Here is a 13975-nt window from a genome sequence, read left to right on the forward strand (position 1 = left end):
CCGCCCGCGTCCACCCAACGCCATTCCGGCAGAACGCGTTCTGGCCGCCGGCGTGATCACCACGTGCCCGGCCGTAGACGCGAATAGGAACTTGTTCTACTTTGAGGAGGTCGAAGTAGAACAGACCTGAAGAGGAGTTTGGCATGGGTGTGCCGGTTATCGTCGAGGCAGCGCGGACGCCGATCGGCAAGCGGGCCGGGTGGTTGTCCGGCCTGCATGCCGAGGAGCTCCTGGGACTCGCACAGAGCGGCCTGATCGCCAAGGCAGGCATCGATCCGGGCATCGTCGAGCAGGTGATCGGCGGCTGTGTGACCCAGGCCGGGGCGCAGGCGGGCAACATCACCCGCAAGGCATGGTTGTCGGCAGGCCTTCCGGAGCACGCAGGCGCCACCACCATCGACTGCCAGTGCGGGTCGGCCCAGCAGGCCAACCATCTCATCGCTGGACTGATCGCCACCGATGCGATCGACGTGGGCATCGCGTGCGGAATCGAGATGATGTCGATGGTCCCCCTCGGGGCGAACGTCGGCACCGACGCCGGTCCGTATCACGCGGATTCCTGGGCGGTCGACATGCCGAACCAGTTCGAGGCGGCCGAGCGCATCGCGACACGACGCGGCATCACCCGAGCCGACGTGGACGCCCTCGGCGAGCGCAGCCAACGGCTCGCCAAGCAGGCGTGGGACGAGGGACGGTTCGACCGTGAGGTCTTGGCGCTGAAGGCGCCGGAGCGCACCAAGGAGGGGGAGCTCACCGGAAACGTCCTCGACGTCAGCCGGGACCAAGGCCTGCGGGAGACCACCCTGGAGTCACTGGCCGGACTCAAACCGGTCCTCGACGGCGGCATCCATACCGCGGGCACGTCGTCGCAGATCTCCGACGGCGCCGCCGCGGTGCTCATCATGGACGAGGCGAAGGCTCGCGCGCTCGGCCTGACTCCCCGTGCACGGATCAAGGCCCAGGCGCTCGTCGGCGCCGAGCCGCACTACCACCTCGACGGGCCCGTCCAGTCGACCGAACGCGTACTCGCCAAGTCGGGAATGGCGTTGTCGGACATCGATCTGGTCGAGATCAACGAGGCCTTCGCGTCGGTGGTGCTCAGCTGGGCCCAGGTCCACAAGGCGGACATGGACAAGGTGAACGTCAACGGCGGCGCCATCGCACTCGGACACCCGGTGGGCAGCACCGGTTCCCGGCTGCTGACCACCGCACTGCACGAACTCGAGCGCACCGACGGCCAGACCGCGCTCATCACCATGTGCGCCGGTGGTGCTCTGTCCACCGGCACCATCATCGAACGCATCTGATGCCGGTCATGGATCCCGATTCACGGCCGAAACAGCTGAGCTCGCCTGCCGTGGCGGCGCTGATCAAGGTCGGCTCTCGCCTCAACGCGAAGGTGTACAAGGCCACCGGTGGGCGGCTGGGCAACACCTGGCGAATCGGCGCAGGTCTACGCAAACCCGTCCCGATGTGCCTGCTCACCACCATCGGACGTAAGTCCGGTGAACCCCGGACGGCGCCGTTGCTCTATCTCCGCACGGGCGACTCGTTCGTCGTGGTCGCGTCGCAGGGCGGGTTACCGAAGAATCCCGCGTGGTATCTCAACCTCGTCGCGAACCCCGAGGTGACCATCCAGGTGGGCAGGCAAACCTTCGACCTGCGGGCGCGTACCGCGTCGGATGCCGAACGCGACGACCTCTGGCCGCAACTCGTCGATCTCTACGCCGACTTCGACACCTACGCGGCGTGGACCGACCGGAAGATCCCGGTCGTCATCTGCGAACCGCGCTGACCCGGTTCGGCCGCGCCCCTCGCCGGGGCGCGGCCACCAGGCCACGTATCGACGCACCCATCCACACATCCAGGAACTCCCTGAGCTCCGATGCCGAGCGACCCGGCGAGCCCGGGTCGATGACCATGGATTGCAGTGTGCGCAAGACAATTTCGACCACGATGTCAAGATCGCGGTCGGCGTAGCCCGCCCCCGCCCAGTCGACGTCCATCCGATCGACCATCGACCGCGCGAAGACGCGGCCGATCTCCGAGGTGATCTCGCCGACGACCGGCACGCTGAGGCGGTCGTCGCGGAGCAACAGCCCGACGTAATCGTCGTCGCGGAGTTCTTCGAGCACGCCCGCAACGCCTTCCACCACTGCACCGTCGGCTGCCGTGATCCCGCGCAATCGCTCGGTCATCCGATCCAGGAGCGCACCGACGGCGTCGAGTGCGGTTGCCGAGAGCAACACCTCGGTGCTGGCGAAGTACCGGTAGACGGTCTGACGCGTGACGTCGAGCTCACGGGCGACATCGGCAATGCTCGTCGATGCCCCGCGTCTGTCGATGACCGTCCGGGTGGCGGCGAGAATCCGCGCGGTGGCCTCGTCGTCGTTGCGGGGCACCCGACCGCCCCAACCATGCGTCCTCATCGGCCTGCACCCGTCGACGCGATCCGGACCGGATTCATGGGAACAGACCCTACTGCCAGGCATGTTGTCGCGTCGAACCGCGCGGGCGATCGACCATACGCATGAGATAAAGATGTATGGTGTAGTGGCATCGGCCACACCGCGCGTGGTCCATCGCGACCCGCGCAGGCAAGAGCAGGGAGAACTCATGACGGCAACCAGCAGCGGAGTCTGTCCATTCGGCGAAGGCTATGACTTCACCGATCCCGACGTGCTCGAGCAGGGCATCCCCCGGGAGGAGTTCGCCCAACTCCGTCGCACCGCGCCGGTCTGGTGGAATGCACAGGCACCGGGCACCTCGGTGTTCACCGACGGCGGCTACTGGGCGATCACGAAGCACCGCGACATCCGCGAGATCTCGAAGCGCAGCGACGTGTGGTCGACCAACGCGAAGGGCGCCATCATCCGGCTGCCGGACTACATGACCCCCGATCAGCTCGAGTTCACCAAGGCACTCCTGGTCAACCACGACCCGCCCGAGCACACCCGTCTCCGCAAGATCATCTCCCGCCTGTTCACACCCAAGGCCGTGAACGCGCTCTCCGAGGTGCTCACGGATTACGCACGCGACATCGTGACCGAGGCCGCGTCGAAGGACACCGGAAACTTCGTCGACGACATCGCCATTCACCTACCGCTGCAGGCGATCCTGGATCTGATCGGCGTCGCCGAAGCCGACCGGTCACGAATCCACGTCCTGGTCGACGCCATCATCAACACCGACGATCCGGACCAGACGATCGACCCGACGATGGCCAATGCCGAACTGCTCGGGTACGCATACAACCTGGCAGAGGATCGGCGTAAGAACCCGACAGACGATGTGGTCACGATGCTGGTCAACGCCGATATCGACGGCGAGGCCCTCGACGAGACCGAATTCGGGTTCTTCGTCATCCTGCTGATCACGGCGGGTAACGAGACCACCCGCAACGCGACCACGCACGGGATGAATGCGTTTCTGGAGAACCCCGCGCAATGGGAGCTCTTCAAGCGTGACCGGCCCAGCACCGCCGTCGACGAGATCCTCCGCTGGTCGAGCCCCGTCAACGCCTTCCAACGCACCGCCCTGGTCGACGCCGAGGTGGGCGGGGTGGCGATCCGGGCAGGCGAGCGTGTCGGATTGTTCTACGGCTCGGCCAACTTCGACGAGGACGTGTTCGACGCGCCGTTCACCTTCGACGTCACACGCGATCCGAACCCGCATCTCGCATTCGGTGGCAACGGCCCGCACTTCTGCATCGGGGCCAATCTCGCCAGGCTCGAGCTCAATCTGATCTTCACCGCGATCGCCGACACCCTGCCGGACATCAGCAAGGTCGGCGACATGCGGCGCATCCGCTCCGGTTGGCTGAACGGCGTCAAGGACCTCCCGGTGCGCTATGGGGTCTGCCCGGCCTCCTGAGCCGTCCCACGAGTGCCTCGCGGGCACGGCATCGCGACCATACAGCGTCGAATTCGGTGTATTTTCGAGTGACGTGGGCCACACTCGGGCCACGACACGACCCGCGAGGACGACATGACTGCATCGGCCACCCGCAAGCTCGAGGACATCGACTTCACCGATCCCGACCTGCTGGAACGCGGTCTACCGCTGGCCGAGTTCGCCGTTCGCCGCGCAACCGCGCCCGTCTGGTGGAACAAGCAGGCGCTCGGCCAAACCTACTTCGACGACGACGGATTCTGGGTGATCAGTCGACACTCGGACATCAGGTCGATCTCGAAGGACACTGCGACGTGGTCGAACTGGGCCAAGGGCGCAGTGATGCGGGTGCCCGAACATGCGACGCGCGAGCAACTCGACGCATCGAGGTGCTTCCTGCTCAACATGGATCCGCCGGAGCACACCCGCATGCGCAAGATCGTCTCCCGCATGTTCACCCCGCGGGCGGTGGCATCACTCGTGGAGTCGCTGTCGTCGGCGGCGCGCGAGATCGTGACATCCGCAGCCGAGAAGGGCAGTGGAAATTTCGTCGACGACATCGCAATCCACCTGCCGTTGCAGGCGATCCTCGGTCTGCTCGGCGTGCCGGCCGCCGACCATGACCATCTCTGCGACCTCGCAGATTCGATGGTCAATCCCGATGACCCCGACTCCAAGTACGACCCGCTCACCGCCAACACCGAGATGCTCGCCTACGCGTATGCCATGGCCGAGGATCGTCGGAAGAATCCCCGCGACGACCTGGTCACCACGCTCGTCGAGGCCGACATCGACGGTCACGCACTGAGCGAGCTCGAGTTCGGCTTCTTCGTGATCCTGCTCGTCATCGCGGGCAACGAGACCACCCGAAACGCGATCTCGCACGGCGTCAACGCATTTCTCGACAATCCCGATCAGTGGGCCCGCTACCGAAGCGATCGACCGGCGACCACCGTCGACGAGATCATTCGCTGGGCGACGCCGGTGCACTGCTTCCAGCGCACCGCGATCACCGACACCGAGGTCGCAGGAGTGCCGGTCGCCGCCGGGCAGCGCGTCGGGTTGTTCTACAGCTCGGCCAATTACGACGAGACCGTGTTCGACGACCCGTTCACCTTCGACATCACGCGAGATCCCAACCCACACCTGAGTTTCGGCGGCAACGGCGCCCACTTCTGCATCGGCGCCAACCTCGCCCGGCTCGAGATGAACCTGATGTTCGGCACCCTCGCCGACATCGTCCCGGACATGTCCAAGATCGCCGAACCACAACGTGTCCGGTCGGGCTGGCTGAACGGGGTCAAGGAACTACGCGTCTCGTACGTTCCCGGCTCCTGAGACGCGCGGCACTCCCCCGCCGGTCGAGAAACCACCCCCGCCGGTCGCCCGCGAGAAACCACCCTCGCCGGTCGCCCGCGAGAAACCACCCTCGCCGGTCGAGTAGCCCGCGAGGAACGAGCGTGCGTATCGAGACCACCCACAACATCCCAGGTCTCGATACGCCACTCGCCTAACGGCTCGCGACTACTCGACCAGCGAGTCAACAACGGCACGCAACCACGTCGCCGGTCGAGTAGCCCGCGAGGAACGAGCGTGCGTATCGAGACCACCCACAACATCCCAGGTCTCGATACGCCACTCGCCTAACGGCTCGCGACTACTCGACCAGCGAAGGTGGTGACGACCCTCAGCCGACCCCGCGCTCCGAGTTCTCCCAAAACTTCGCGCGCAGAGCCTTCTTGTCCGGCTTACCCAACGCCGTCAGCGGAAGCGATTCGACGAAGACGACCTGCTTGGGCGACTGCACCGCACCCTTGCGGTCCTTCACCGACTGCTGGATCTCCTTGGTCACGAGCTCCTTGGCCTCGTCGCTCTGATCCGCGTCCCCGCGCAACACCACGACGGCGGTGACGGCCTCACCCCACTTGTCGTCGGGAACCCCGATCACGCCGACCTGACCGACCGACGCATGCTCGGCGACAACGTCTTCCACCTCGCGCGGGAACACGTTGAAGCCGCCGGTGACGATCATGTCCTTGGTGCGGTCGACGATGTACCAGAACCCGTCCGCGTCCTCACGGGCCACGTCGCCGGTACGCAGCCAGCCGTCCCGGAAGGTCTCCGCCGTCTGCTCCGGCAGACCCCAGTACCCCCCTGCCAGCAACGGCCCGGCCACGCAGATCTCGCCGGGCTCGCCCTGAGCCACCGGCTTGTCGTCGGGCCCCAGCAGCGCGGTCCGCAGGAATGCCGAGGGGCGGCCGCAGCTACTCAGCCGCCGGGTGTCCTCGCCGGGTTTCGGGTGGTCGTTCTTGCCGAGATAGCTGATGACCATCGGCGCCTCGGACTGCCCGTAGTACTGCGCGAAGATCGGACCGAAACGTTCGATCGCCTCCGCGAGGCGCACCGGATTGATCGCCGACGCACCGTAATACACGGTTTCCAGCGACGAGAGGTCGCGGGTGCGGGAGTCCGGATGATCCATCAACGCATAGAGCATCGACGGCACCAGCATCGTCGCGGTGATGCGCTCCTCCTCGATCACGCGCAGCACCTCTGCGGGATCGAACTTGGCCATGACGACCATGGACCCACCCTTGATGAGCGTCGGCACGAAGAAGGCCGCGCCGGCATGCGAGAGCGGCGTGCACATCAGGAATCGTGGGTTCTCCGGCCACTCCCACTCGGAGAGCTGGATCTGCGTCATCGTCGACATCGCACGCGCCGTACCGATGACGCCCTTCGGCTTGCCGGTGGTGCCGCCGGTGTAGGTGATCGAGACGACATGTTCGGGCGGAAGGTCGGCGGCGACGAGCGGCCTGGGCTGATAGTTGGCCGCCTCCGCGATCACGTCACGGCCGTAGGCGGCGAGTTCCTCGGGAACCGGCCCGAGCGTCAGCACCTGCTTGAGGCTCTCGACACGCTCCATCAGCGCTGCGGCACGCTCGACGAACATCGGGACGGGATCGATGACGAGGGTGGTGACCCCGGCATCGGAGAGAACGTAGGCGTGGTCGTCGAGGGAGCCGAGCGGGTGCAGCGCCGTGCGGCGCCACCCCTGGGTCTGCCCGGCACCGATCACCAACAGCACCTCGGGCCGATTGAGTGCGAGGAGCCCGACCGTCGAGCCGGTCCCTGCCCCCATCGATTCGAACGCCTGCTGATAGCGACTGACCGCGTCGGCCATCTCGCGTCCGGTGAGCTCGGTGTCACCGAGGAACAGCACCTTGCGGTCGGCGTGGCGGCCCAGCGCGGCCACCAGCAGGTCGCCGAGGTGGGTGCCGCCCCGCAGATGGTCGAAGTCGGTCGTCGCATCCTGAACATCAGTCATGGTCATCAAGACTAGGACGTGTTACAGACCAAGGGAAGCACCGGACCCATATTTGCCGCTATGACATGGTGATATGTCGACCTTGAATCCGGCAACCAAGACATAGAACACGTTTCAATTCCGAGTCCTCGGTCAAGACGTCTCCCGCACACACGCGCACCCACTGAACTACGATCATGGGCATGACCGATCTGGATCTGGCGACCACTCGCCGCGACATCACCGACGCTCTCCTGACCGCGCTGGAGCGCCGCCACGAAGTACTCGACGCCATCGTCGACGCCGAGAATCGCGCCGAGGCCGTCGCCACCGTCGCCACGCTGCTCGGCAAGTCGAAGCTCGGCGCCGAGGCGATCCTCGGCATGTCTCTCGAGCAACTCACCAAGGACGAGCGCCGGAAGAACCAGGCCGAGCTCGACGACCTGAACAACGCATTGACCTTCACCCTCGCCGAACGCCCGGCCAGTAGTGGCGACACGCTCGAACTCCGCGCATTCACCGCTGACGACGCAGACCTGTTCAAGGTCCGTACCGAGGAATTGAAGGTCGCGGGCGACGGTTCGGGTAGCCCTGCGGGCGACCTGTCCGACGAGATCGCGAAGGCCACCGAGCGCGTCGACAACGAGGACGCCGTCTGGCTGGTCGCCCTCGAGGGCACCACCAAGGTCGGGCTGGTGTTCGGCGAACTCATCAACGGCGAGGTCGACGTGCGGATCTGGATCCATCCGGAGCACCGCAAGAAGGGGTATGGCACCGCAGCCCTTCGGAAGTCCCGCTCGGAGATGGCGGCGGACTTCCCCGGGGTGCCGATGGTGGTGCGGGCCCCGAGCGCCTGACCTCTGACCTCGAGAGCCGATATGAATGCGGTGTGAGCGGGCGCCGACGACAACTATTGTCGCGGGTGCGCGCTCACACCGCATTCATATGTGCGGCGTCAGGACTTTCGCCGCGGCACCCCGAACCGAGCGACGATCGCCCGGATCTTGTTGTCCTCGTCGACGACGAAGGACTCGGTCACCTGCGCGGCCAGGCCGAGCGTCTTGGGACGGACGTGCACCCAGAATCGCGTCGACACCATGTGCCCGTCCACCTCGGCGGTGAAGCCACTGATGCGATGGATCAGCCGGAACTGCGGGCCACGTGCGAGCCCGCGTGCGATGTGGGCCCCGTTGCGTCCGGTCTTCATACCCATCTCGGTACGCGTGCAATCCGGATGCAGGGCGACCCCTGACGGGTCGTGACTGACCAGCGCGTCCACGTAGGCCCGCGCCGACGCGATGAGCTGCGCTTCGCGCTCGGGGCCGGCGGTCGGTGTCACGTCTACCGTGCGCCGTAGACGGGCACCGGGACCGGCGACTTCGCCAGGATCTCGTCGACAACGGGCCCGAGTTCACCCGGCGTCCATTGCGATCCCTTGTCCTGCTCGGCGCTGCGCTGGAATGCGTCGACCACGGTGATCTTGCCGCCCTCGACCTCGAAGACGCGTCCGCTCACCGACGACGACTCCGGCGATCCGAGCCAGACCACCAGGGGCGAGATGTTCGCGGGGTCCATGGCGTCGAACGACCCGTCTGCCGGCGCGGCCATCTGTGCGGCCATCGCCTCGCCCGCACCCATGGTCATCTGGGTCCGTGCCGACGGTGCGATCGCGTTCGCGGTGACGCCGTAGCCGCCCAGCTCTGCAGCCGCCTGAATGGTCAGGGCAGTGATACCGGCCTTGGCGGCAACGTAATTCCCCTGCCCGACCGACCCGAACAGTCCTGCGCCCGACGAGGTGTTGATGATCCGGGCCGCGCGCTGCTCACCGGCCTTCGACTGCGCGCGCCAGTACGCGGCGGCATGGTGCAGCGTGACGAAATGCCCCTTGAGATGGACGCGGATCACCGCATCCCACTCGTCCTCCGACATCGCCACGAGCATCCGGTCGCGGACGAATCCCGCGTTGTTGACCAGGATGTCGAGGCAACCGAATTCCTTCACCGCGGTCTCGACCAGCGCAGCACCGTCGGCCCAGTCGGCGACATCGGCCACTCCAGCCACGGCGGATCCACCCGCATCGGTGATCTCGCCGACCACGGCGTGCGCTGCGTCGGCGTCGAAGTCGTTGACCACGACCTTGGCCCCGTCGGCGGCGAAGGCCAGCGCATGCGCGCGGCCGATCCCCTGTCCAGCACCCGTCACGATCGCGACGCGTCCCTCATTCAGCTTGTCAGCCAAGACTTCTCCCCTTGTGTCGATTGTTCGGTGTCAGTGCGTGATCGGATCACACCTGATTGTCTGCGGTGGCGACGGCCAGGAACGCCGGCTTCTCACCACCACCATGCACGGTCAGTGTCGATCCGGTGATGTAACCGGCCAACGGGCTGAGCAGGAACGCCACCGCGTTGCCCACATCGGCGGGCATCGCGAGCCTGCCCATCGGGATGGTGGCCCCCACCGCGGCAACCCCGTCGTCGTCGCCGAGGTGTAGGTGCGCCTGCTCGGTCAGCACCGCCCCACACACCACCGAGTTGACGCGGACCTGCGGTGCCCACTCGATCGCGAGTGAGGTCATAGCGTTGTCCAGACCTGCTTTCGCCGCACCGTAGGCCGACGTGCCCGGCGACGGCCGATGTCCGCTCACACTGGACACGTTGACGATCGCGCCGCCGGTCTCCTGTTGCCGCATCACCGCGTGGGCGGCGCGCGCCACGGTCAACGGTGCCAGCAGGTTCAGTTCGACGATCTTGCTCGTGAAGCGGGGGGACGCGTCCGCCGCGAGCGCGAACGGCGAGCCGCCGGCATTGTTCACGACCCCGTCGAGTCTGCCGTGCGTCTGCGCGATCCCACGGATCATCTCGTCGACGGCATCGGCGTCCCGGACATCGCAGGGGACGAACTCGACATCCGTGTCCTCACCGGGATTGCGCCCGCACACGACCGGGACCGCGCCCAGCTCGGCCAACACCCTCGTGATGCCGGCGCCGACGCCACGCGTGCCGCCGGTCACCAGGACGACCTTCTTGTCGATGCCGAGGTCATGGCCCTGACCTGCGGCCTGCGACTGTGCCTTCATGGGTGCTACCCTACCAAACAACCAAGCACTTGCTTGGTTCCAGCTTGGTTCACAGGCAGTACCCGAGAGGAGCTGGTGTGCCGATCACCACGACACACACCGAGAACGGCATCGTGACCGTCACGGTGGACTACCCACCGGTCAACGCGTTGCCGTCGGCGGCGTGGTTCGAACTCGCCGACGCCATCACCGCCGCGGGCGAGGACATGTCCACGCACGTGGTGATCCTGCGAGCCGAGGGCCGCGGCTTCAACGCGGGCGTCGACATCAAGGAAATGCAGGCGACCGACGGCTTCGACGCCCTGATCGGAGCCAACCGCGGCTGCGCTGCAGCCTTCTCCGCGGTGTATGACTGCGCGGTGCCGGTGATCGTCGCGGTCAACGGCTTCTGCGTCGGCGGCGGAATCGGACTCGTCGGCAACGCCGACGTCATCGTCGCCTCCGACGATGCGGTCTTCGGCCTTCCCGAGGTCGACCGTGGCGCCCTCGGTGCCGCGACGCACCTGGCCCGGCTGGTGCCTCAGCACATGATGCGCACGCTGTACTACACGGCGCAGAACGTCACCGCCAAGCAGCTCGAGCACTTCGGCTCGGTGTACAAGGCCGTCCCCCGCGAAGAGCTCCTCGACACCGCGCTCGAGGTCGCCGAGAAGATCGCGGCCAAGGACACCCGCGTCATCCGGGCGGCGAAGGAAGCGATCAACCACATCGATCCTGTCGATGTGAAGGCCAGCTACCGCCTCGAACAGGGCTTCACCTTCGAACTCAACCTCGCCGGAGTCGCCGACGAGCACCGGGACGCTTTCGTCAGTACCGGTAAGACCTTGAACACCAATGGAGGACGCGCCTGATGACGCCCACCCCGACCGACAAGACCAGCTCCCTCGACGACGTCATCGGCGAGCTGCGCGACGGCATGACAATAGGCATCGGCGGCTGGGGCTCACGCCGCAAGCCGATGGCCCTGGTGCGCGCGCTGGCGCGCTCGGACGTCAAGGACCTCACCGTGGTCACCTACGGTGGGCCCGACCTCGGATTGCTGTGCGCCGCAGGCAAGGTCCGGCGTGCGTACTACGGCTTCGTGTCGCTGGATTCCGCACCCTTCTATGACCCGTGGTTCGCGCAGGCACGTACGTCCGGCGCCATCGAGGCGCGGGAGATGGACGAGGGCATGGTCAAATGCGGTCTCGAGGCCGCGGCCTCGCGCCTGCCGTTCCTGCCGATCCGTGCGGGACTGGGCTCCGATGTCCCGACGTTCTGGGACGGTGAACTCAAGACGGTCGCCTCGCCTTACCCGGCTGCCGACGGCCGCACCGAGACCCTGATCGCGATGCCTGCGCTGCGGCTCGACGCCGCATTCGTCCACCTCGACCTGGCCGACAGTCGCGGCAACGCCGCCTACACCGGCGTCGACCCGTACTTCGACGATCTCTACTGTGCCGCCGCGGAACGGCGCTACCTGGAGACCGATCAGCTGGTCTCCACCGAGGTCTTGGTGAAAACCGTTCCCACGCAACGGCTGCTGCTCAATCGCATGAACGTCGATCGGGTGGTTCACACGCCGAACGGTGCACATTTCACCTTCGCAGGCACGGCAAGCGAAGCGAGTGGTCCGAATGTCCACAGCGACTACGGCCGCGACGAGAAGTTCCAGCAGTTCTATGTCGAATCCGCCAAGGATCCCGAGAAGTGGGCGGCGTTCTCGCGCCGATTCCTCGAGGTCGACGAGGCCGCCTATCAGCGTGCGGTCACCGAATGGCAGGGCGAGCAGGAGGATCAGCAGTGAGCACCAGCACGAGTGACCCCAAGACGGTTGAGCCTGTCGAAACCACCCGGGCCGAATACTGCGTCATCGCCTGCGCCGAGATCTTCGCAGGCGCCGGGGAGATCATGGCCTCGCCGATGGCACCGACCCCGCTGCTCGGCGCACGGCTGGCCCGGCTGACCACCGAGCCCGATCTGCTCATCACCGACGGCGAGGCACTGATCCTCGCCGACACCCCGGCGATCGGCAAGACCGGCCCCATCGAGGGATGGATGCCCTTCCGCAAGGTATTCGACGTCGTGGCCTCGGGTCGCCGTCACGTTGTCATGGGCGCCAATCAGATCGACCGGCACGGCAACCAGAACCTCTCGGCCTTCGGCCCGCTGCAACATCCGACCCGCCAGATGTTCGGCGTGCGTGGCGCTCCCGGCAACACGATCAACCATCCGACGAGTTACTGGGTGGCCCGCCATTCGTCGCGCGTCTTCACCGACCAGGTCGACATCGTGTCGGGCGTCGGCTACGACAAGGTCGACGCCGACAACCCGGCCTACCGCTACCTGAACATCCCGCGTGTGGTGACGAATCTCGGCGTCTTCGACTTCGAGGGCCCCGACCACACCATGCGCGCAGTGTCATTGCATCCGGGGGTGAGTGCCGACGAGGTCGCCGAGAACACCGGCTTCGAGATCGCAGGCCTCGAGTCCGCGCCGGCAACCCGCAACCCCTCCGACGAGGAACTGACATTGATCCGAGATGTGCTCGACCCCAAGGGCGTCCGGAATCGAGAAGTGAAGTGACCGGACCCGAGACGGGCCGCCCGGGCGGTGTCCCCGCCCGGGCAGCCGGGCTGTCGACCAGATTCACCGAGCTCGTCGGTGTCGAGTACCCGATCGTCCAGACCGGCATGGGCTGGGTGTCGGGGCCGTCGCTGACGTCGGCGACGTCCAATGCGGGTGGTCTGGGCATCCTGGCGTCGGCGACCATGACCTACGACGAACTCGAGGCGGCGATCGCCAAGACGAAGTCGTTGACGGACAAGCCGTTCGGCGTCAACATCCGCGCCGACGCCACCGATGCCCCGGAGCGGATCGATCTCCTCATCCGCGAGGGCGTCAAAGTGGCGTCCTTTGCACTCGCCCCGAAGAAGGAGCTGATCGCCAAGCTCAAGGATCACGGCGTGGTGGTTATCCCGTCGATCGGCGCGGCGAAGCATGCCGTCAAGGTGGCATCCTGGGGCGCCGATGCGGTGATCGTGCAGGGCGGCGAGGGCGGTGGACACACCGGTCCGGTGGCGACCACCCTGCTGCTGCCGTCGGTTCTCGACGCCCTCGGCGACAACGGGATTCCCGTGGTCGCAGCGGGCGGCTTCTTCGACGGTCGCGGACTCGTGGCGGCGTTGTCCTATGGCGCCGAGGGCGTCGCGATGGGCACCCGCTTCCTGCTCACCTCCGACAGTGCGGTCCCCGACTCGGTCAAGCAGGAATACATCGGGCGCGGCCTGGGTGACACCGTGGTATCGGTCAAGGTCGACGGCATGCCGCACCGCGTGCTGCGTACCCCGCTCGTGGAGGCGCTCGAGAGTGGCAGCAAGGCCAAGGCGCTCTACGCCGCGGCGCGGAATGCCAACGAGTTCAAGCAGTTGACCGGGATGAAGTGGACGACCATGCTCCGCGACGGTCGCACCATGCGCAAGTCCGGCGAGCGGACCTGGCAGCAGGTCATCATGGCCGGCAACACACCGATGTTGTTACGCGCCGGGCTCGTCGAGGGCGACACCCGGGCAGGGGTGTTGGCATCGGGCCAGGTGGTCGGCATGATCGATGACCTGCCCAGTTGCGACGAACTGATCCAATCGATCATGACGCAGGCGCATTCACGATTGAAGGCGCTCGGCTCGCTGTCCTGACGGACGCTCGTTGTCCTGGTCGATCAC

Annotated in this window: 14 protein-coding genes; 9 read left to right on the forward strand and 5 right to left on the reverse strand. The window is 66.4% G+C overall.

Annotated features, from left to right (window positions below; all coding sequences use genetic code 11):
* Positions 1 to 143: 143 nt before the first annotated feature.
* Both IDF66_RS06270 and IDF66_RS06275 read left to right on the forward strand, forming a co-directional pair.
* Positions 144 to 1307 (forward strand): steroid 3-ketoacyl-CoA thiolase, encoded by a 1164-nt coding sequence (locus IDF66_RS06270; RefSeq protein WP_190266067.1) that lies wholly within the window; start codon positions 144 to 146, stop codon positions 1305 to 1307.
* On the forward strand, positions 1307 to 1795 hold the full coding sequence (locus IDF66_RS06275) for a nitroreductase family deazaflavin-dependent oxidoreductase (RefSeq protein WP_190266068.1): 489 nt from the start codon (positions 1307 to 1309) through the stop codon (positions 1793 to 1795). The genes IDF66_RS06270 and IDF66_RS06275 overlap by 1 nt, the downstream gene beginning before the upstream one ends.
* On the opposite strand, the gene IDF66_RS06280 is transcribed toward IDF66_RS06275, so the two are convergent.
* Positions 1776 to 2429, reverse strand: coding sequence for a TetR/AcrR family transcriptional regulator (locus IDF66_RS06280; RefSeq protein ID WP_164310807.1), 654 nt, complete (start codon positions 2427 to 2429; stop codon positions 1776 to 1778). The genes IDF66_RS06275 and IDF66_RS06280 overlap by 20 nt on opposite strands.
* Before the next feature lie 187 nt (positions 2430 to 2616).
* On the opposite strand from IDF66_RS06280, the gene IDF66_RS06285 reads away from it, so the two are divergent.
* The gene (locus IDF66_RS06285; RefSeq protein ID WP_190266069.1) at positions 2617 to 3873 is read left to right on the forward strand and encodes a cytochrome P450; all 1257 of its coding nucleotides are present in this window, start codon (positions 2617 to 2619) and stop codon (positions 3871 to 3873) included.
* A 114-nt stretch (positions 3874 to 3987) separates the two neighbouring features.
* On the forward strand, positions 3988 to 5229 hold the full coding sequence (locus IDF66_RS06290) for a cytochrome P450 (protein WP_190266070.1): 1242 nt from the start codon (positions 3988 to 3990) through the stop codon (positions 5227 to 5229).
* A gap of 349 nt (positions 5230 to 5578) precedes the next feature.
* On the opposite strand, the gene fadD8 is transcribed toward IDF66_RS06290, so the two are convergent.
* Positions 5579 to 7219 (reverse strand): fatty-acid--CoA ligase FadD8, encoded by a 1641-nt coding sequence (gene fadD8, locus IDF66_RS06295; RefSeq protein WP_164310804.1) that lies wholly within the window; start codon positions 7217 to 7219, stop codon positions 5579 to 5581.
* Between the two features lie 182 nt (positions 7220 to 7401).
* Here fadD8 and IDF66_RS06300 point away from each other — a divergent pair, with 182 nt between their 5' ends.
* Positions 7402 to 8055 (forward strand): GNAT family N-acetyltransferase, encoded by a 654-nt coding sequence (locus tag IDF66_RS06300; protein ID WP_164310803.1) that lies wholly within the window; start codon positions 7402 to 7404, stop codon positions 8053 to 8055.
* A 98-nt stretch (positions 8056 to 8153) separates the two neighbouring features.
* Here IDF66_RS06300 and IDF66_RS06305 read toward each other — a convergent pair whose 3' ends face one another.
* The 3 genes from IDF66_RS06305 to IDF66_RS06315 are packed head-to-tail and all read right to left on the reverse strand — an operon-like array spanning position 8154 to position 10274.
* On the reverse strand, positions 8154 to 8537 hold the full coding sequence (locus tag IDF66_RS06305) for a hypothetical protein (protein ID WP_190266071.1): 384 nt from the start codon (positions 8535 to 8537) through the stop codon (positions 8154 to 8156).
* A 2-nt stretch (positions 8538 to 8539) separates the two neighbouring features.
* Complete coding sequence (locus IDF66_RS06310; RefSeq protein ID WP_190266072.1) at positions 8540 to 9436, reverse strand: SDR family oxidoreductase; 897 nt, start codon at positions 9434 to 9436, stop codon at positions 8540 to 8542.
* A gap of 46 nt (positions 9437 to 9482) precedes the next feature.
* Positions 9483 to 10274: an SDR family oxidoreductase gene (locus tag IDF66_RS06315; RefSeq protein ID WP_164310800.1), complete on the reverse strand. Its 792-nt coding sequence runs from the start codon at positions 10272 to 10274 to the stop codon at positions 9483 to 9485.
* A 77-nt stretch (positions 10275 to 10351) separates the two neighbouring features.
* On the opposite strand from IDF66_RS06315, the gene echA20 reads away from it, so the two are divergent.
* Genes echA20 through IDF66_RS06335 form a run of 4 tightly spaced genes read left to right on the forward strand, consistent with a single transcriptional unit; the run spans position 10352 to position 13948 of the window.
* Positions 10352 to 11125, forward strand: coding sequence for a (7aS)-7a-methyl-1,5-dioxo-2,3,5,6,7,7a-hexahydro-1H-indene-carboxyl-CoA hydrolase (gene echA20, locus IDF66_RS06320; RefSeq protein ID WP_190266073.1), 774 nt, complete (start codon positions 10352 to 10354; stop codon positions 11123 to 11125).
* The gene (locus IDF66_RS06325; RefSeq protein WP_164310798.1) at positions 11125 to 12060 is read left to right on the forward strand and encodes a CoA transferase subunit A; all 936 of its coding nucleotides are present in this window, start codon (positions 11125 to 11127) and stop codon (positions 12058 to 12060) included. Before echA20 ends, IDF66_RS06325 begins: the two co-directional genes overlap by 1 nt.
* Complete coding sequence (locus IDF66_RS06330) at positions 12057 to 12839, forward strand: CoA-transferase subunit beta (protein ID WP_164310797.1); 783 nt, start codon at positions 12057 to 12059, stop codon at positions 12837 to 12839. Before IDF66_RS06325 ends, IDF66_RS06330 begins: the two co-directional genes overlap by 4 nt.
* Positions 12836 to 13948 (forward strand): NAD(P)H-dependent flavin oxidoreductase, encoded by a 1113-nt coding sequence (locus IDF66_RS06335; RefSeq protein ID WP_190266074.1) that lies wholly within the window; start codon positions 12836 to 12838, stop codon positions 13946 to 13948. Before IDF66_RS06330 ends, IDF66_RS06335 begins: the two co-directional genes overlap by 4 nt.
* The last annotated feature ends 27 nt before the right edge of the window (positions 13949 to 13975 follow it).

The sequence above is a fragment of the Gordonia hankookensis genome (genome assembly GCF_014673215.1).
Classification (GTDB): Bacteria; Actinomycetota; Actinomycetes; order Mycobacteriales; family Mycobacteriaceae; genus Gordonia; species Gordonia hankookensis.